The following is an 18,643-nucleotide window of genomic DNA, read 5'->3' as shown; positions in this document are numbered from 1 at the left end:
CTCGCGGTCGGCGCCGCATCGCGTGCCGCCGAGGGGTGAGCGGACACGGGTACAGCGGGCGTGGGCGATCGCTGCGCGCCGGATCCTCTTCCCGGTCTGGGCTCGTTGCGGTGACTGGTCCAGCAGACCGCCCACCCTGGTGGCTGCTGCGCGGTGGCGGTCTGGTGGGTGCGTCGGGTGGGCCCAGGGCTGCCGGAATTCCACCGCGCAGTCTTCGGTGTCTCACCGGGCAGGCCTGTCGGCGATCGCGGGAAGGACCCTTCCCGCGATGCCGAGGAGAACGCTGTCGTCGGGGAGGGCGCCGGACGTGCTCCAGACAGCGATCTCGTAGTAGCCCCCTCGGTCCTTCTGGTCGAGAGCCACGGTCAGCGTCCTGGCCAGGGGGCCTTGCTCGACTGGTCGGGGCGATCCGCCGGTTCCGAGCCTGATGTTGATCTTCATCGTGTGATCCGAGGCGAGGACCGCGGGCCGGCCAAGGACCGTGAGGGTCTTGATGTCCTGCTCATTGCCGAACTTCATCAGCTTCACGTACTGGGCAGTCGACATCTGGTTGTAGGCGGCCGAGAGGTGCACGGTGTACGTGCCGAACCTGACCTCGGTCTCCGGCGAGGCGACCTTCTCTCCAGTCAGGGGAGCGGTGTTGCTGGTGGCGGAGACCGTGGTCGCGGTCTCTCCGGGCGTACCCAGCAACTGGGCCAGGTCGGGCCGGTTGAGCGCCTTGCACAGCTCGTCACCGGTCGAAGCCCCGGGCGTCAGCTTGTACGCCTGCGGCAGCTCCTTGTGTTCCCTGGCCGGACACGAGGCTGGCTGCCGCGTGCTGTCGTCGGAGGACGGCAGGACGTGAGGAGCAGCCCACACCGCGGCCACCAGTGCCCCGACCAGGGCCACGGCCGCGACGGCCTGGCCCCAGACGTGGGGCTCCTTCTGCGGAGTGCCCGGGCCGGGAGGCGGCTCCGCTCCGGCCCGGGCTTGCGCGGCACCGTCGACCGCCGCTCCCTCGGCTGGGGCCGCTGGAGGCGGGTTGCGGCGTGCGCGCAGGGCCCGGAGCACCACGTGGACACGTATTGCGGTGAATACGAGGAACATCACGGCAAAACCCGCCGCGCCCTGGTCGTGATCGCGGGCGGCGAGATATGCGAGGCGTACGCCGAGGGCGGACCCGACAGCGATGAGCAGCGGCTCACGCACCCAGAACGGCAGAAGACGCAGGAGGAAACCGAGCATCCGGCGATCTCACCACGACAAGAGAGGTGGAAGACACAGTTCCAGGCCACAGGGCAGGACGATGGTCGCCGTCACAGGACGTGGGTGTACGTATTCCAGCCGCCCCCGATTCGTGTACGCGGGGCGAACGGTGTGCTCGCCGTGCCGGTGGCGGTGTAGAGCCACAGCACCCCGGAGGCGTCGCGGGCAACCAGGTCGGCGTTCCCGTCGCGGTTGACATCGCCCACCACAGAGATCTGCGTGTAGCTGTTCCAGCCGCCGCCGATCCGCGTGCGCGAGGCAAAGGGCGCGGTGACCTTGCCGGTGCCGGTGTAGAGCCACAGAGTCCCGGCAGCATCGCGGGCCACCAGGTCGGGCGTGCCATCCCCGGTCACGTCTCCCGAGGCGGCAAGCAGGCCGTAGGCGTTCCAGCCGCCGCCGATGCGGATGCGGGAGGCGAACGGGGCACGGCCATCTCCTGTGCCGCGGTACAGCCACAACGTGCCCGTCTTGTCGCGGGCCAGCAGGTCCGCCTTGCCGTCCGAGGTGAGGTCGCCAGCGCCCGTCAGCTGGTCGTAGATGCTCCAGCCGCCGCCGATGCGGGTGCGCGGCGCATACAGGTCCGCACGGTGGAAGTCGCGCTGGTAGAACCACAGGACGCCGTCCTTGTCGCGTCCGACGAGGTCGTCCGGGTTCGCGGCGTAAGCGCTCGCGGGCGTGGCGGGCTGGTAGATGAGGTTTTCGGTGACGGGGGCGAGCTTCGTGAGCGCGTTGAAGGCCTGCCAGCCGCCGCCGATCAGGTACCGGGTGCGGAACGGGTCGCTGGCCCGGCCGGTGCCCGCATACGCGTAGAGCAGGCCGGAGCCGTCGGTCGCCAGCAGTTGGTGGTCCAGGCGGAGGGGCCCGCCCTGCAGGGAGAAGGAAGCAACCGCTGCGGTCACGGGGGATTTGGAGCGGCTGTAGATGTTGTAGGACAGGTCAGCCTCGGCCCGCCACGTCTGGACACCGGCCGGTGCGGTCAGCGTGTACTCGATAGTGTGCTCGCCCGGCTCGAGCCGGCAGTAGAAGTTCCGGGACAGCGTGAAAAGGCGCGGCTCGTGCAGCGTGCATACGGCCCCAGCTCCCGCTGTGACCTCGCTGACCAGGACATCGCGATCGCGCCAGGAGGGTTGTCCGTCGGCGAGGGCGAAACTCACCGCGAACTCGCCCGCGTCGACGGCGTGCACGCGTACCCGCTGGCGGACCGAGGCCCCGGCGGACAGGTTCGGCAGGGGCGGGGCGTCGATGGTGCTGAGCGCGGCCTGGGCAGCGGTCTTCACCGTCATCTGAGAGACGCCGTGCTGGCCGTCGGCGGGCACGACGGTGGCCGTCTGCGCAGTCGTGACGCCCGCGGCGATGTCGCCGCCCTCCGGGACGTAGGCGAAGCCCGAGTAGGTGGTCGAGTTCGGAGCGTCGTCGGCTATGCGAAAGCCCGGGACCGTCCGGCCACCATCGACCACCGGGCAGGCGTACACAGCGGTATGACCCGCCACCAGCGTGCACCCGTCGGGGGACGTCAGGCTTACACCGGTCGGCAGGCCCTCGCTATCGCCGGCCGGGCCGTCCAGCGGCTTGGTCGCGAAAGCCATCACCATCTGGCCGTGCGGCCGTCCGGCCGTGGTGACCACATCCGCCGCCCACAGTGCGCCGGGTGGCAGCACCTCGGGGGCTCGCGCCTCAAACCGCGGCGGCACCGGAGCAGCCGCCGACGGAAACGCCACGAACGGCACCGCGAGGCCGGCCGAGACACTTGCAAGAGCCGCTGTACGCACAAGACGCCTACGCATGGAAAATCCCCCACTCCACCGAACCGAAAGAGCCGCACGCCGCCTTCGCCCCTCACTCCTGGACAACCAAGCGGCGCACGAGCCATGACAGACCCCACCCACCCATGGCGCGCTCCGACGTCGAACACCCCTGCCTCGGACCGCCGGTGAGCGGAGCGCCAGCATAGGGCGGGCCCTCCCGGACGCTTGAGCGGGGTGGCACGTCGGTGCTTTCTGCCACAGCTCAGCATGCGGGTACCGGCAGTCGTCGCAGGGGGCAACGTACGTATCCGGGTGAGTGCGCTCGGTGGGCGGGGTGATGGGTCTGGCGGCCAGGGACGAACCGGTACCGCCGGCCTTGAGCAGCCCGGCCGCAGAGGCGTTCTCCAGGACCGCATCGAGCAACCGGTCCTCGACGCCACCCGCGATGGCCGGTCACGGAACTCGCTGAGCACGGAGAAGTCAAAGCCGGGGTCGGTCAGCTCCAGGCCCAAGGCGTACTTTCAGTCGATCCTCGACCTCACCGCGTGCGCGGCCTGCCGATCCGAGAGGCCCTCGGTGAACTGCAACACCGAGACCATCGCCAGCCTGCCCGGCGATGCCGCAGGTCGTCCCGGCCGGAGTACAACCCCGCGAACTCGCCGTCCGCAAAGACCGGGCCCAGAGCATCACGCACCCGAACAGCCAGACAGCCCTTCGGGAAAACCGCACGAGCCACCCTCACTGTCTCCTCCGGCACGTCCGCCGGTACCTCAGGACGCAACGACATCGCCAACCCCATCCCAAACACAACGTCGGCCTGCCCCACCAACGCGGTGGAACAGACCGACGTCACGTCGCAAAGGGCGTTCGCCAACGGTGTCCAGTTAGCGGGTAGCCCTCATCCATTTGACCTTCACGGCGCACCCGGTTCCGTCCACCGTCCGCCGCGCCGGTTCGGTTAGACCAGGTTGAGGGAGTTGTAGCCCCAGCCGATCTTGACGCGGTTGTCGAACGGGTCGCTGCTGTCGCCGTTGCCGGAGTAGCGCCACAGCGTGCCGTCGTTGCCGCGCGCGACGAGGTCGCTGCGGCCGTCACCGTCGAGGTCACCCACGGAGAGGATCCGGTTGTAGGTGTTCCAGCCGCCGCCGATCTTGACGCGGTTGCTGAACGGGTCCTGGCGGTCGCCGTTGCCGGTGTAGAGCCACAGCACGCCGGCCCTGTCGCGGGCGACGATGTCGGTGAAGCCGTCGCCGTTCAGGTCGCCCTGGCCGGCGATTTCGGTGTACTGGCCCCAGCCGCCGCCCACCTTGGTGCGGGCGGTGACCCGGCCGTCGGCGTAGCCGAGGTAGAGCCACAGCACGCCCGCCTTGTCCACGGCGAGCAGGTCCGACTCGCGGGCTCCGGCAAGGTTGCCGGGGGAGAGCACCTTGTTGTAGATCTGCCAGCCCCCGCCGATGTCCTTGGTGGACGCATCCTGTCCGGGCTTGGCGGTGGTGTAGAGGAGCCGGCCGTCCTTTAGGACGCTCCAGGCGCCGTCCTTCTGTCCGTCCTTGTCCTGGTCGACCTGGATGTAGTGCTTGAAGGCGCTGAAGTTGGCGGCCGTGGGCCACGACGCCTCGAAGCCGCCCCGGCCGTTGGGGAAGTACCAGTTCAGCCACCCGTCCCGCTCCACGGCCGCCATCGGGAAGGTGGCCGTCTGCTCCGAGGCGCCGGCCGCCGCGCGCGGAGCGGCCAGCTTGCCCTTCGCCGCCGGGGCGTTGTGCTTCTCGGCGGCCTGGCCGGCCCGTGCGGCCTGGGTGGAGGCGTCGGCCGGGTTCCCGGCCGCGAACGCGCCTCCGGCGGTGGCAGCCATCGCCGCGACGATGGCGGTGGCGGCGAGCGCGCTCTTGAAGGCGCGGCCCCGCTGGATGAAAGTCATGGAATCCCCCCAGGGAAACAGGTCATATAGGCGCGATTGGTCTGGACCGCACCAAAGTTCCTCCGCACCATACACAGCGCCTCGACCGGTCTGCATGTCGGGGGTCGAGGCTCGGGTTCACGAGGGCGAACGGCTCCTGCCGTCGTGGTTCACGGTCGCACGACCGATGCTGGGAGACGCCGGGGGTCTGCGGGGTCTGCGGACCCGGGGGTTCGGAGTCCGCCGCTGGGCGGATGACAGCGCGCGGAGAGCGGCCGGCTTCAGAACGACCGCCGTGGCACTCGCCTAACCGCATCGCCGGTACCTGAGCCACTGTCGGCACAGATGCCTCTGTCTCGCTCTTTCTTGCCTTCGGTGAATCGGGCAGATCGCCAACTGCTCCGTGCGGCGCCGAACCAGGGCTTCGACGAAGGTGTCCACAGCAAGGTCATCGGCATCCACCCACGCGGGAAACTGCTCAGCCCAGCGCTCTGCCGCACGCGGCGGCCACCCTTCGCTGGCGAGTGTGCAGATCAGGAAGGCCAGGTTGAGCCAGGGAGCTCCCTTGCCCGGAAGCGCCCAATCCACCAGAACGGCCCGTGATTTCCCTACGAGAATGTTTCCCCGGTTGAGGTCGGTGTGGATCAGGGAATTGCCGGACAGCTGGTTGAGGTCAAGATCTGCCGTGAGGTGGGCCCACTTTTCTGCGACGGGACGGGCGCTCGGGATGTCTGGGGCGTCCATGGCAAGGAGATGCTCGAGAAGAGGGACTAGCCTCCTGAAGTCCGCTGATCCTGGTGCCAGGTCCGCTGGCCTTCCGTCGAAGTATTCGAAGAGCAGGATGTTCCACCCACCGGTGTCGAGGTGGTGAAGCACCGTGGGGGAGATGCCTTTGAGGTACGCGCCTACTTGCGCTTCGTTGCGCTGCATCTCTGCGCCCTTGTGGTTGCTGGGGACGCCCTTGGCGAATACGACGGCCTGCGATGTGTTCAGGACGCAGGACAGGGGGGCGTTGCGGCCCGTGGTGATCGTCGTCGAGCTCTGCACGCGGCCCACGCGATCCTCCACGGCGTGTCGCGTCGGGGATGGAAGGCTCTCCCACGCCGAGTGCTTCCCCGAGCGGGATGCGAGAGCGGGCGTCTGAGTCGTCGGCAGGCTCATGGGATCGGGTTCCGCTGCTCGGCGTCCGTCGCGAACTCGATCCGCCGTGCCGTGCGGAACTGCTCGGCGCAGTGATACCCCTCGGGGAAGCGCTCCACCACCCGGTGGTGGACGTGCTGGCGATGAGCCACGGTGGCCAGTGCGGTGAAAAGGTCCATATCGAGCTGCTTCTGCGACGCGAAGCATGTGAGGGCTTTGGCCTTGGCCTCCAGCAGGGCCGGGGTCGCGACGAAGACCTCGGTGGGCTCGAACCCGTGGCTGTAGGGGGAGCGGAAGTAGGTGAGGTTGTTTGATTCCCGCAGGGCAACGGTGGTGACTTCGCACGCCGTGATGCGGTGGTCGAGATGCTGGTCGTCAGGGAAGTGGGTGTACACGATGTCCGGGTGCTCCTGGGTGAAGAGCCTGAACAGGCCGGTGTTGATCTCGACGCGGCGCTCGACAAAGTGGTTGTCCGGGATCGCCGCGAAGGTGTAGCGGTCGACGCCCAGGACGGCGCCGGCGGCACGGCATTCGTCGGCCCGTGGGGCCGTGCCGTTGGGGCCGGGTGCTCCCGTGGTGAGGCAGTGCACGTGGACGCGGGCGCCGGTGAGGGCGTAGTCACGGATGCGCATGCCCATGGCGAGTTCGGCGTCGTCGGGATGGGCTACGACGACCAGGACGGAAGTCATCGATCCTTCTCCTTCTCATTCTCCTGGGAGGGGACGGTGTTGAGGACGAGGGCGCTGTGCAGGGAGCGGCCGTCCAGGCCCTTCCAGCGGAACGGCTGCGCCGGGCTGGTCGGCCACTGCAGGTAGTGCATGCTGCCGCGCACCTGGGGAACGCCGCGGTCCAGAAAGACGATCTTGGAGGAGGCGCCTCCGTCCAGGTGGAACATGGCCTGGGGGTCCAGGCCCGCAGCTGCGCAGACCGTGGCGGTCTCGCGCGGGGTGGTGCCGCGGAAGGCGGGGGCCTTGGGGGCGCCGTCGAGGACCAGGACCACGAGTTCGCGTCCGTGGATGCCAACCAGGGTGCGCGCGTGCCGTTTGTCGCGGAACGGGGAGGTGCCCAGGCAGGCGTCGTAGCCCGGTGTACGGCCGTCGGCGGCGTCGGCCACACTCGGGCCGATGGAGATACCGCAGGACAGGCGTTCGGGGGTATACCCGGCGATCTGAGTGATCTCCACAGTGGCGCCGGCACGCACCGCACCTGGGGTGGCCGCCTGCGTCCGCAGGATGAAGGAACCGGCGAAGAGGTTGGCGCCTCCGCCGGGGTGGCAGCTGACCACGCGATGGCCGGTGCCGGCGGCCCAGGAGACCACGTAGTCGACGACCGCAGGGGTGTACGGAGTGGTGTTCGCGATGGCCCGCACATGGCGGATGAAGCCGGTGCGCGGGTGATCGGTGTACTGGACCGTGCAGTTGGCAGCGCCGAACAGGACTGCTTCGCCGGGCGCCGGCCCGGCCTCTCCGCGGGGTGTCTTGGAACCGAACCAGCGGTGGGAACGGCCCTGCAGGAGCAGTGTTCCGCGGGCATCGAGCGGCACGAGCCTCAGGCGCCCCTCGTATACGAGCAGGGCAGGCTTGGTGGCCGTCGGCAGGCTCGTGATGTGCCCTGCGCGGCAGCAGAAGTCCAGGCAGGGTTCGGTGGGCTGGTAGGACGGATCATCGGAGATGAAGGCGAAAGAGCCGCTCACGGCGGCGATCCCCCCACCGGGTGCTACACGGTCGCGGAGGTGGAACCCTTCGACGCTGGAGACGACTTCGGCGCGGACGCGGTCCTGGTCGGCGCGCAGGAGGTAGGCGTTGGTGAAGTCTCCGGCGCCCAGGTCGATGCTGCGGGTCTGCACACGGATGCCGGGCGCGGGGGTGTGCCGAGCAGCGGCCGCCCGTACGGCGAAGCGCCGTTGATCGTGGGCGAGCGCCTGAATGTCAGCGACGCGGTAGCCCTGGCCGTGCAGGACCCTGAGGGCGTCGCTGTCCTGCACGCTCGTCGTCGTTGCTGTCTGCACGGTCACGAACCGTCCTTCTGGGCGCCGACGGCACGCAGGAGGATGGGGACGGTCAGTGGGGGAGAGTCGAGGAGCTCGCGCGTACGGTCGCGGTAGCGGTCGGTCAGCGCAGCCGGCTGGTTAAGGGGGTAGGGCACGAGGGATGGGGCGAGCCGGTACAGGATCACCCCGGCGGTGACGGTGGCCATGAGGCGTGTCTGGGTCTCGTCTGGTTCCTCGGCGCCGAAGTAGCCGCGGAGGAGGGCCGGCACGAGCGTGCGCAGCGTGTCGGGGCACGCCAGATGGTGGATCAGTAGGTGGGCCAGGACGTAACCGACGTCGTAGAGGGGCCAGCCGCGGTGGACGTTGTCGAGGTCACACAGCGCAACGCCACCGTTCAGGCTCATGTTCTTCGGGGCCAGGTCTCCGAGGATCAGCTGCTGGCCCGGCTGGGCGGCCATCTGTTCGCATGCCGCATTGAGCGTCTCGTGGCCGTGGGCGCGCAGGCAGTAGTCGAAGGTGTGCTCCCGGAACCAGGCGTCTCCTTGGGAGCGGATCTGGGTGCGGATGTTCCTTGTGGCCTGATGGATGGCGCGCAGGGCGCGGCCCAGCCGGGTCATCTCCTCGGGGGTGGCGGGGCGGCGGGCCAGGTGCTGGTGGTAGTTGAGCCCGTCGGAGAAGACATCGGTGAGCACCATCGCGTGGGCTTGGCGGTGGAAGCCGAGGACGTGGGGGAAGTGGCCGGGAGCTGCGTCGGCGTAGAGCCGCAGCGCGCGGCGCTCATCAGCGATGAGCGCCGGGTCGGTTTCCAGGGACGGGATCCGGGCGAAGCGGTCCTGGCGGACCTTGATGATCGCGGTGCCGCGGCCGCCGTGGGCGCGGAAGACGTGGCTGACGTTGCCGCCGGTCAGCCGTTGGATGGCGCGGATGTCGCCGGTGCGCGAGCGGCAGTCGGCGAGCACCGCGTCCTGGTGCTGGCCGAGGAGCATGGGCAGGGACGGCAGCGGAGGGAGAGGGGAGAGCGTCATAGTGCCGCCTCCGGCTGGCCCATCGATTCCGTGCGGCTGCCGTGCCGGAGCCCGAGGGTTATCTGGGGGGCGGCGGAGCCGCTGAACTGGTTGGCCATCGACAGGTAGGCGCCGGACATCAAGGTGGCGGCCGGGCGGTGGCTGGTCAGGTCGGAACGCACCTGCTCGCGGGTGCGCCGGCCGTCCAGGTATTCGAGGAACTCATGCGTCGCGCGGCGCCGTGAGGACTGCTGCGTGGGGACGGCCACGTCCGCCTCCCACAGGGTGGTCAGCGCGTGGTAGCCGAGCCGTTGGTGCCTGGTCCAGCCGGGGCTGAAGCGGTTGTTGCGGAAGACATGGACCTCGATGTGGCTCTCGTGGCCTATCGCGTAGGGGGCGGCGCTGGTGCTGGGGTCGCCCAGGGTCTGCAGGGAGAGGAAGTGGAGGGCCTGGAACGGGCCCTGGTGGACGATGTGGCTCTCCTGCCTCACCCGGCCGTTGCCCTTGTACAGGCTGGCCGCCGGGGTCATGTTGCCGCGTTCGGAGAATCCGTTGTGGATCAGGTTCAGGCTGCCCAGCGTCATCGTCCGCCCGCCACTGTGGAACGCCAGGGAGATGAAGGCATCCACTTCGCCGAAGGCATGAGTCGCAGCCCGCAGCTGGGTGTCCGTGTAGCGGTTGCGGGCGGCGAAGGCCGGGAACAGCCGTTCATGGTCGTGCACGGTCAGCTGCGCCAGGAAGTCGCCGGGGCGGGTCACCTGGGCGTGGACGGTGACGGCGTCGAGTTCCTTTCCCTCGCGTTCACCTGCGGCGAGCAGCCAGGGCACGATGTCGAAGAAGTGGTAGCCGGAGTGCGCGGCCTTGCCGTACCCCTGGTCGAAGCCGTGGTACGAGAGGTCGACGAGCTCGTCTGGGAGGCGCCACTGACCGTCGCTGTGGGAGGACTGGATGGAGGTGACCGGACAGCCGGTCTCCTCGGTGATCTCAGCGATGAGCTGCCGCATCTTCCAGAACGCCGGGTGGTAGCGCCGTTGGCACTGCACACTCACGATGAGGCCGGGGTGGCGGCGGCGCGCGAGCTCGTAGCAGTCAAGGAGGCTGTCGAAGTCGGCGAGGATCGCCGCCGCGCTCGGTGGGTTGGTGGAAGCCCCCGTGTGCACGCTCAGCGGCTTGTCCAACAGGACGCTCAGTCCCCGCTCCAGCGCCCACCGGGTGTAGACCAGGTGGTAGGCGGGTTCGGTGGACACCACGACGGCGTCGATGCGGTGGCGGACGACGAGCGCATCCAAAGTGGCGCGGACGCGGTCGGGGAGGCTCTGCGGGGCTGCGTCGAACGGCTCGATGAGCGTGACCGGCAGCGTGCGCGGACCGTCGTCGGCGTCGAAGGTCAGCATGACGTCCATGGCGCCCAGGATGTCGACACCGTAGACGGTGCCGACGAGGCCGCGGCTCTGGCCGGCCGCGAGGGCGGGCAGGTGCGAGCGGCGTGCGTGCGGGCCCACGCCGATCACCAGGAAGTTCTTCATCTCGTCTCGCCCTCTCCTACCTCGGGACGGGGACCGTGGTCTACGGGTGGTGCGGCGGGCACAGGCCGCGGCGGCGCAGTTCGGGCAGCAGGCCCTCACCGGCCGTGTACGCCTCCTCCAGGTGTGGGAAGCCGGACAGAATGACCTCCTCGAACCCGAGACCCGCGTACTCGGCGATGCGGTCGGCGACTTCGCTGTGGCTGCCGACCAGGGCGGTTCCGGCGCCGCCGCGCAGCAGTCCGACGCCTGCCCACACGTTGGGGTAGATCTCCAGGTCAGAGGTCTTCCATCCGTCGCGGAATTGTTCGTGCAGGGCGCGCATGCGGGCCTGTCCCGTGGACTCGCTCGCTGCCAGGATTTTCTGCACCCGGCTCACCTGGGTGCGGTCGATGCCGTCGATGAGACGCTCGGCAGCGGCCCAGGCCTGGGCCGAGGTGTCACGGGTGACGACGTGGAAGCGGACACCGAAGCGGATCCGCTGCGCGCGCTCGCCGGCCAGGCCGCGAATCCACGCGATCTTCTCAGCGGCCTGGAGTGGGGGTTCGCCGAAGGTGAGGTAGGTGTCGGCATGGCGGGCGATGACAGGCCCGGCCGCCGGGGAGGAGCCGACCACGTACACGCGGGGCGGTGGGGCGGGCGGGGCCAGGACCGTCGCTCCGCGCACCTCGTAGTACTCGCCCTTGAAGTCGAACGGCTCACCGCTCCACGTGCCGCGCAGCACGGTGAGGAACTCCTCGGTGCGGGCGTAGCGGGCGGCCTTGGTCAACTGGTCGCCGAATCGGGCCTGCTCGTCGCGTTCTCCGCCGGTGACGACGTTGAGCAGCAGCCGCCCGTGGGAGTGGCGCTGGAAGGTGCTGGCCTGCTGGGCGGCCAGGGTCGGGGAGAGGCTGTTGGGCCGAAAGGCCACCAGGAACTTAAGTCGTTCGGTCTCATGGGCGAGAGCGGCGCAGGTCAGCCAGGCGTCCTCGCACCAGGTGCCGGTCGGTGTCAGGACCGCGTCGAATCCGAAGGACTCGGCCGCCCGGGCTATCTGGGCCAGGTAGCCCAGCGTGGGCGCGCGCAACCGGTCGGCAGTGGGACGCGCCGCTTGGGCCTGTGCGTCTTCCGGGCCGTGCGTGCCCCGGGTGCCGACGGTCAGCGACCGGCCGTCGGCGGCGGTAGGCAGGAACCAGTGAACGAGCATGGCCGCGCTCCAGAGTTGTGTTGTTTGAGTCAGTCGGTGGTGAAGTCGCCACCGGCGCGCGCGTGTAGACGGTGCAGGACGGCCTCGTCCAGGTCGACCGCGCCGCATTCCAGCGCGGTCGTCGCGCGCTGCCTGCTGATCTGGCCGGGAAGGCGTACGGCGCTGCCGTCGCGCATGCGCGCCCTGCGGATGGTGTCGACGAGCTTGGTGTTCTGCGCCGCGGCACCGTCGAGCCGGCCGCCGAAGGAGGGGTCGAGGGCGATGAAGGTGTAGCCGGTGGTCCAGGTGTCGGCGATGTCGGGGCCCATGGGGAAGGCGAAGAGGGATCCGGTGAGGACCTGGATGAGCAGGGACAGCGCGTAGCCGCGGTGATGGCCGAACACCACCGCTGACTGCGCCGATTCGGGATCGTCCGTGACGTGCCCTGAGGCGTCCACGAAGGCACCGTTCGGCAGGCGGCTGCTATTGCGCCGGGCCTCCCACAGGGTGCCCATGGGCGCCAGGGTGGTGGACATGTCCGCGACGACGGGATCGGTGAGCGTGGGAAAGGCGAAGCTGAGCGGATTGACGCCGAGGACGGGAGTGCGTCCGCCATACGGTGTCGCCTCGGCGCGGGAGGTGTTCATCGCGATGCCGACCAGGCCGTGTTCGGCGATGCGCTCGCACCACGGGGCGAGGATGCCGTACCGCTGGGTGTTGATCATGCCGACGATGCCGGCACCCAACGCCCCGGCCTTGGCCACGGCGAGGTCGACCGCGTAGGCCGCGCTGATGGGCCCGATCTCGCGGCGGGCATCGACGGTCGCCAGCGCCCCGTACTCGCGCACGACGTGCGGGCAGCCTTCCCGCAGCGGGAAGAAGCGGGACTCGAAGCAGAACTTGGCGACCCCGTGCGCGAGCCGGCCGCGCAGTTCGCCGTCCAGGTAGTGGTCGACCACGTCCCTGGCCAGCCCCGCGGGAACTCTGGCCTGGCCGCAGACGGCGAGCATGAGGTCACGCAGCTCCTCGATGGCCACATTCACCGCAGCCCCCGCATCCCGCTCCGCGCAGGGGCCATCGCCAGGCGGCGGCCCGGCCCCACCCAGACGGCGTCTCGCATCGGGCGGGCGAGCGGACGGGGAGATCCGGTACGGGAAATGGCGCGCTCGTGGTGCGCGGGTATACCGGGTAGCGAGGCCATGGTGCTCTCCGGGAGGGGAATGGAGGGAAGGGGCGTGAAGGCGCGACGTGCGCTGCCAGGGAGGCAGGCGACAGGGGCGCGCAAGGCGTGAGAGCCGACGCGTGGAGGAGAGGCCGCCCGGCCTGGAGGCGACTACGGGAAGTGGCTGGTCATGCGGGTGAGGATGAGCTTGCCGCGCTCGACCAGGTCGGCACGTTCCTTGGTGAGACCGGAGCTGAGATAGGAGACACCGAGCCGTGCGGTGAGCAGGAGCAGGAACCGCTCCTCGGTCTGCGTCAGCGGACGCCCGTATCCGGCGAGGTAGGTGGCCTTGAGGTCGGGACGCTCGGCCCAGACCGCACCGCGCAGCCAGACGAACTCCTCGACCGCAGGGCCGTATTTGGTCATCGCGAAGTCGATCAATCCGTGCCCGTGACCGCCGAGGGTCCGGTCGGGGTCCCAGAGCCAGTTGCGGGTGGAGTAGTCCCCGTGCTGGCACACAAGGGGCAACTGAGTGGCCAGACGCGGAAGTTCACGGGCGACCGCGCGCACCAGGTCAGATTGCGCGGCGTTGAGATGACCGGTGGTGCTCTCCAGGCAGGCCGCTGCCTCGTCGGCCTGGTCCGTCATGGACCTGCGGAACGCCTGAAGGTCGTGGGCCGAGGCAGCACCGGAGTGGTCGTGCCAGCGCCGCAGCACACGGCCCGCCAGCTCGTGCACATGCTGCTCCAGGGCAACGGGAGCCAGCGGCAGACCCCGGACGACCTGCCCCGGCAGCGGCGAACTCATGATCGCCTGCAAACCGGGGTCGGCGGCCAGGAGACGCGGCGCTTCGTGGGGAGCCAGCGCACGGGCCGCGTACGCGTAGCCCGCGATCTCGCGGTCGTAGTCCGCGATGCTCGGACTGATCTTGACGTAGGCCGCCGTCGTTGCGGCGGTGCTCAACCGCCAGACCCGGGAGTTGCCACGGGGCCAGGACACGTCCGTGGCACCTCCCAGGCCCGGAAGGTGATCCATGGCCCATCGCTGCAGGTCTGGAGGGATGGGCGCGTCGCTTGTCATGAGCGGGTTCTCTCCGAATCGCGTGATGCCCGCGGCGATGACCTGCCTGTCGTCGCCGTCTGGAAGTGGAAGCGGTTGACTGTGTGGCGTACACGGGGGGCGGGTGATTCCTATGAGCGGCGGTTCGTACGGACGTTGCGTCCACGACCGGTCTCCCTTCCTTCCCACACTCAACGGTGCGACGGCTGAGGTGGGCACGAGGCGAGGTACTCCGGTGCCACCGGGTGGCGCCGGGTCAGAAATAGTCCGCCAGCCACGGCTCGCGTTCTGCCGTGGCCGCCAGGAGCCGGGCCAGCATCCCGGGGGCACCGCGTACCCCGGCGAGTGAGGCGGCCGCTACGCTGCTGTATCCCCCGGCGTACCAGACGGCGAACTGTCCGCGGGTCAGCGTCAGTTGTCCGCCGCAGGAGCTGGGCGAGAGGTCACCCTTGCCCTGGGCGATATGCAGCGTGAAGTGCTCCACGGCGGTGCCGTCTTCGGTGAGGACGTCGATCGGGAGGGTGAGGTCCACCTCATGCGGCCAGCCGCGCAGCTGGACGGCCCGGCTCAGGTCCAGGATGCGCAGCATCCATGGGTGCCAGGCGCGGGAGGTGAGGGCGCCGGAACGGTGCAGGTGGTGCAGCAGGAGGGGAGCCGGCGGCAGACCGGTGCGCTGGAAGGTGACGGTGGGGATCCGGCTGTTGTGCCGTCCGAGGAAGGCGAGCATGGCGCCGGCGGTGGGCTGGTCGGCGGCCCAGAAGTCGTGAACGATGAGCTGCCGCCCCTCCACCGGGTGCCGCTCTGCGGCGACGGACAGCACCCCGCTCGGCGACCGGCCCGGGCGGTTGAACCGGTAGGCGGCCAGATGGGGGTGACGCTGCTGCTGCCAGTCCTGCCACCAGGCCGGCCGCTGCCACGGCCCGTTCCACTGAGAGGCCAGGCCCTCCAGCAGGGCGTGGGCCTCCTCGGACATCCCGTGGGTGATCTCGAAACCGGACCCGTCGAAGCAGCGCTTGAGGTCGTCGGTGCGGATAGTCCATGACTGCACCTGGGAAGGCGCCTGCCAGCCCAGGCGGCGGACGTAGCCCGTGGAGGCCGTCCACAGCGTGGCCAGGACGGCACCCTGTTCCCGAAGCGGCTCCAGCCGCCTTGCGATCATCTGGGCCGCGAGCTGCTCACCGCGTTCCTCGGGGGCGATGCAACCGCAGGCCGTGCTGGCAGCCGGCACCGGGCGGCCCCCGAAGTACTGCGGGATCATCAGCCCCAGGCCCCCGGCGATGACCTGGCCATCGCGTACCGCGACCCTGCGGTCGGCGTGCGCGCCCAGGCCCATGATGTCCGGCACCGGGTGTCCGTACGCGCGCAGAGCCAGGGCGTCGTACTGGCGCCACAGCTCGTCGTCGGCTTCCACAATGTCGATGGTCGAGGCAGCCATGCCGCGCCTCCCTTCTGCTAGTAGCTGGTTGCCTCGCGGACGGCGTCGGCGTCGGCGGGGACGAAGAAGGTGCGGGTGCAGCGGAAGACCCGCTCTCCGTGCTGGTTGTAGCCCTCGATCCGGCAGCTGACGATCCCGGTATCCGGGCGGCTCTTCGAGCGGCGGGCGCTCACGATCACGCTCTGCGCGCGCAAGGTGTCGCCGACGAAGACCGGCTGTTCGAAGCGCACCTCGTCCAGGGCGAGGTTGCCGCTCGTCAGGCCGCTGGTCGTGCGGACCGTCATGCCGAGGACGATGTTCTGCGTCAACAGCCCGCACACCAGCACCCGGTCGCGGCCGGTGCGCTGGCAGAACTCCAGGTCGGAGTGGACCGGCGCCGGGTTCCCCGTCAGCGCCAGGAGCAGGACGTGCTCGGTCTCCGTCACGGTCCGGGCGGGGCGGTGTTCGATCACCTCGCCGACCGTGAAGTCCTCCAGCCCGCGACCGACCAGCTCACGGAGCCGGTTCTCACCCACGCTGCGGAATCCCGCGGGGATGCTACTCGCCATCGTGCTTCTCCTTGGTGGATAGGGGGGCCATGGCGTCGGCTCGGACGGTGAGGGCACGGGCGGCCGCCACGAGCGGCGGGCCGACCATGCGCCCGTCGACGGTGGTGATGCCGCCACCCGCACGGTCTGCGGCCTGGACCACCGCGCGCGCGGCCTCCACGTCTTGTGGGGTCGGGCGGAAGACCGCCTGGATGACCGGGAGTTGGCGGGGGTGGATGGCGACCTTCCCGGAGAATCCGAGCGCGGCACCCTCCTCGGTCTCCCTGCGCAACCCGTCCGGGTCCTCCAGGCCGAAGTACGGGGAGTCGACCGCAAGGAGGCCAGCCGCGGCTGCCTGCGCGGCCAGAGCCGCTCTCGGGTACCACAGCCCTTTACTGCTGAGCTGGCAGCCAGCGGCAGTGGCGTAGTCGGCCGCGCCGAAGCACACGCCCGCCAGGGGTGCGCCCAGAATGCTCGACAGATTCTGAATCGCCCGCGGTGTCTCGATCAGAGCCCAGATGTCACACTGCCGTCCGCTGGCGCTCAGCAACTGCGCCACCAATTCGATGTCCCGTGCCGCTTCGACCTTGGGTATCAGCAGCAACGCCGGAAGCGGCCCGGCGTCGAGGCCCAGCACGTCCTTCAGACCGGCGATCGTGTCCAGCGCGTTCACCCGTACCCCCAGCGCCCCACCCCCGATGACGTGTCCCAGCCGCTCTCCCTGGACAAAGGACAGGACTTCGGCACGGGCCGCGTCCTTGGCTGTGAGTGGGACGGAGTCCTCCAGGTCCAGCAGCACCACGTCCGCGCCCGAGTTCCGCGCCGCCTCGAACCGGCCCGGCCTGCCCCCAGGAGCAACCAGCCACGTACAGCGGCTCCGGTGGGCAGCAGCACGGCGCGGTCCTGCGGCAGGAGTGCCGGTAGCCGGGGACGACGGCGAGGTGCGCACCGTCGGCGGCGTGTCAGGGGCGGGGGGTATCGCGGTCACGGAAGGCTCCCGTCAGGCGAGACATGCCAGGGGCGGTGAACCGCCGATGCACGTGGGTCAGCTGGATGGTGGGCTCGCACGCCCGGCGGCCTCTTTGGCAGGCGGAGCGTGAACCGGCGTGCTCGCGTTTCCCATTCATCGTCAGGCTGACGCCCGACGGCGTCATTGCGGACCAGGTCTGCCCGCATTGCGGGTCACCCGCAATGCGGGCGGGTGGCTGATCCGGCGCCCTGCCTCTCGCGGCCCCGCGCAGATACGGTGACCAGGACCAGGCCCAGCTACAGGGGGTGCGTCCATGATCGCAATCAGTCGAGAGCGTCGCACCATCATCCGCAAGTCCGCGACGCAGCTCCGCGACCAAGCAGTGCGAAACGGCTACGACACCGAGCAGACCGCCCTGGCCATCAGGGCAGCGCTGCCCGAAGTCGGGGCTCTGGAGGCGTGGCGCCTGGCGCTGGGCTGGTCCCGGGCAGCGACCATCGAACGCGTCGCCGACCTCTACCGCTCCCGCGGCCTGCTTCCTCCGGGACTCTCGCAGCCGATGCTCTGCCGCTGGGAGCACCACAGCGGCGAACGCCCGGGTGAGGAGTACGCGGAGGCATTGTGCACGGTCTACCGGGCCCGGCCCGAGCAACTCGGCATGGACCAGTGGTACCTCGCGGCCGCCGTCCGTCAGGACCGCTACAGTGCCGGTGTCGCCGAGGCGTGCGTGATCCCCGAACGGGAAGGGATGAGAACCATGACCACCGACGCCGGCCTCCCGGCCGTCCGCGAATCCCTCCACCTGGCGCTGCTCGTCGAACCCGCCAGCAGCAGCACCGTCGTTGACCTCACCGACGCCGCCGTCGAGCACTACGCCCTCAACTACAGCAAACACCCGCCGGCCCTGCTGTTCACCGAGGTCCGCCGGTCCCGGGAACTGCTGCTGCACGCCCTCACCACGAACGCCGCCCCCGAAGCCCTGGACCGCGACGTGAGGCGCGGCATCGGCTGGCTGTCCGCTCTGCTCGGAAACCTGGCCCACCACCTCGGCGATCACACCGGCGCCCGCGCCCACCTGGCCACCGCGGCCACCTACGGCGAGGCCAGTGGTGATGCCCGCCTGGCGAGCTGGGCGCACGGAGCCCAGGCGATGGTGGCCCGCGCCACCGGCCAGCACCTCCAGGCTCTGGCCCACGCCGAACGCGGCCTGGCCCACGTGCCGTCCGGCCTGCCGCGCGCTCAGCTGCATGCCTGGGCCCAGCTGCCCGCCCTGGCCGCGCTCGGACGGGCTCAGGACGCGGACCGGGCCTTCGCCGAGGCGACCCGTGCCCTGGACGCCGACCCGGACGGCTTCGCCCCCGGCCGGTTCGGCTACGACGAAGGCGAGCACCGCCTTCATGAGGCCGAGGCTCATCGGGCTCTGAAGCGGTGGGACCAGGCGATGGCCGCCGCCGAGACCTCCCTGAGCGCATGCACGTACGCCACCCCGGGGTGGGCGGCCGCCTCGCTGGCCCTCGCCCAGGCCGAAGCCCCCGCACATCCCGATGACGCGGCCCAGCGGGCCCTCGACGTCCTGGAGCGGATCCCGGCCGCACGCCTGCGCTCCACCTCCCGGGAGCGCCTGTCCCAGCTGGACACGGCACTCACCGCCGACACCACACCCGTGCGCGACTTGCGCGAGCGCGTACGGGGCCTGGCACCCCCCATCGACGCGCACGGCACGGCGGCAACGGCCTGATCGGCACTCTGTCACCGCGCAGCGCCCGCGCGGTGAGTGGCGG

15 protein-coding genes and 1 pseudogene are annotated in these 18,643 nt (G+C 70.1%); 1 reads left to right on the top strand and 15 read right to left on the bottom strand.

Translation table 11 applies throughout. The features are described 5' to 3' along the window. Positions 1 to 222: 222 nt before the first annotated feature. The 15 genes and pseudogenes from ACFWA7_RS08735 to ACFWA7_RS08665 all read right to left on the bottom strand — a co-directional run bounded on the left by ACFWA7_RS08735 (position 223) and on the right by ACFWA7_RS08665 (position 16,880). On the bottom strand, positions 223 to 1,224 hold the full coding sequence (locus ACFWA7_RS08735) for a DUF6215 domain-containing protein (protein ID WP_385821803.1): 1,002 nt from the start codon (positions 1,222 to 1,224) through the stop codon (positions 223 to 225). Positions 1,225 to 1,295: 71 nt separating this feature from the next. After that, complete coding sequence (locus ACFWA7_RS08730; RefSeq protein ID WP_385821852.1) at positions 1,296 to 2,963, bottom strand: FG-GAP repeat domain-containing protein; 1,668 nt, start codon at positions 2,961 to 2,963, stop codon at positions 1,296 to 1,298. A gap of 393 nt (positions 2,964 to 3,356) precedes the next feature. Beyond that, a pseudogene (locus ACFWA7_RS08725) lies at positions 3,357 to 3,777 on the bottom strand (transposase); the annotation flags it as partial. Positions 3,778 to 3,948: 171 nt separating this feature from the next. Continuing rightward, on the bottom strand, positions 3,949 to 4,908 hold the full coding sequence (locus ACFWA7_RS08720) for an FG-GAP repeat domain-containing protein (RefSeq protein WP_385821801.1): 960 nt from the start codon (positions 4,906 to 4,908) through the stop codon (positions 3,949 to 3,951). 285 nt (positions 4,909 to 5,193) lie between these two features. After that, positions 5,194 to 5,943 (bottom strand): phosphotransferase family protein, encoded by a 750-nt coding sequence (locus ACFWA7_RS08715; RefSeq protein WP_385821799.1) that lies wholly within the window; start codon positions 5,941 to 5,943, stop codon positions 5,194 to 5,196. A gap of 101 nt (positions 5,944 to 6,044) precedes the next feature. Continuing rightward, a complete protein-coding gene (locus ACFWA7_RS08710) occupies positions 6,045 to 6,716 on the bottom strand; it encodes a PIG-L deacetylase family protein (protein WP_385821797.1) in 672 nt (223 codons plus the stop codon). Next, the gene (locus ACFWA7_RS08705) at positions 6,713 to 8,041 is read right to left on the bottom strand and encodes a phosphodiester glycosidase family protein (protein WP_385821794.1); all 1,329 of its coding nucleotides are present in this window, start codon (positions 8,039 to 8,041) and stop codon (positions 6,713 to 6,715) included. Before ACFWA7_RS08705 ends, ACFWA7_RS08710 begins: the two co-directional genes overlap by 4 nt. Continuing rightward, positions 8,038 to 9,042, bottom strand: a complete 1,005-nt coding sequence (locus ACFWA7_RS08700) for a phosphotransferase (RefSeq protein ID WP_385821792.1) — start codon at positions 9,040 to 9,042, stop codon at positions 8,038 to 8,040. Before ACFWA7_RS08700 ends, ACFWA7_RS08705 begins: the two co-directional genes overlap by 4 nt. After that, the gene (locus tag ACFWA7_RS08695; protein ID WP_385821790.1) at positions 9,039 to 10,547 is read right to left on the bottom strand and encodes a Gfo/Idh/MocA family protein; all 1,509 of its coding nucleotides are present in this window, start codon (positions 10,545 to 10,547) and stop codon (positions 9,039 to 9,041) included. The genes ACFWA7_RS08700 and ACFWA7_RS08695 overlap by 4 nt, the downstream gene beginning before the upstream one ends. A gap of 40 nt (positions 10,548 to 10,587) precedes the next feature. Then, positions 10,588 to 11,730: an LLM class flavin-dependent oxidoreductase gene (locus ACFWA7_RS08690; RefSeq protein ID WP_385821788.1), complete on the bottom strand. Its 1,143-nt coding sequence runs from the start codon at positions 11,728 to 11,730 to the stop codon at positions 10,588 to 10,590. A gap of 29 nt (positions 11,731 to 11,759) precedes the next feature. Further along, positions 11,760 to 12,752 (bottom strand): Ldh family oxidoreductase, encoded by a 993-nt coding sequence (locus ACFWA7_RS08685; protein ID WP_385821786.1) that lies wholly within the window; start codon positions 12,750 to 12,752, stop codon positions 11,760 to 11,762. A 290-nt stretch (positions 12,753 to 13,042) separates the two neighbouring features. Continuing rightward, on the bottom strand, positions 13,043 to 13,870 hold the full coding sequence (locus tag ACFWA7_RS08680; protein WP_385821784.1) for an aminoglycoside phosphotransferase family protein: 828 nt from the start codon (positions 13,868 to 13,870) through the stop codon (positions 13,043 to 13,045). Between the two features lie 316 nt (positions 13,871 to 14,186). Further along, positions 14,187 to 15,365 carry an enhanced intracellular survival protein Eis gene (gene eis, locus ACFWA7_RS08675; protein WP_385821782.1) on the bottom strand — a complete coding sequence of 393 codons (1,179 nt, stop codon included), beginning with the start codon at positions 15,363 to 15,365 and terminating at the stop codon, positions 14,187 to 14,189. 17 nt (positions 15,366 to 15,382) lie between these two features. Then, positions 15,383 to 15,913 carry a MaoC family dehydratase gene (locus ACFWA7_RS08670; RefSeq protein WP_385821780.1) on the bottom strand — a complete coding sequence of 177 codons (531 nt, stop codon included), beginning with the start codon at positions 15,911 to 15,913 and terminating at the stop codon, positions 15,383 to 15,385. Beyond that, positions 15,903 to 16,880, bottom strand: coding sequence for an HpcH/HpaI aldolase/citrate lyase family protein (locus ACFWA7_RS08665; RefSeq protein WP_385821778.1), 978 nt, complete (start codon positions 16,878 to 16,880; stop codon positions 15,903 to 15,905). The genes ACFWA7_RS08670 and ACFWA7_RS08665 overlap by 11 nt, the downstream gene beginning before the upstream one ends. Positions 16,881 to 17,175: 295 nt before the next feature. On the opposite strand from ACFWA7_RS08665, the gene ACFWA7_RS08660 reads away from it, so the two are divergent. Beyond that, positions 17,176 to 18,600, top strand: a complete 1,425-nt coding sequence (locus tag ACFWA7_RS08660) for a Twin-arginine translocation pathway signal (protein ID WP_385821776.1) — start codon at positions 17,176 to 17,178, stop codon at positions 18,598 to 18,600. Positions 18,601 to 18,643 lie beyond the last annotated feature (43 nt).

The sequence above is a fragment of the Streptomyces sp. NPDC059994 genome (assembly GCF_042737755.1).
Lineage (GTDB): Bacteria > Actinomycetota > Actinomycetes > Streptomycetales > Streptomycetaceae > Streptomyces.
Note: the sequence above shows the minus strand (reverse complement) of the source record. Positions and strands in the feature narration are given on the sequence as shown.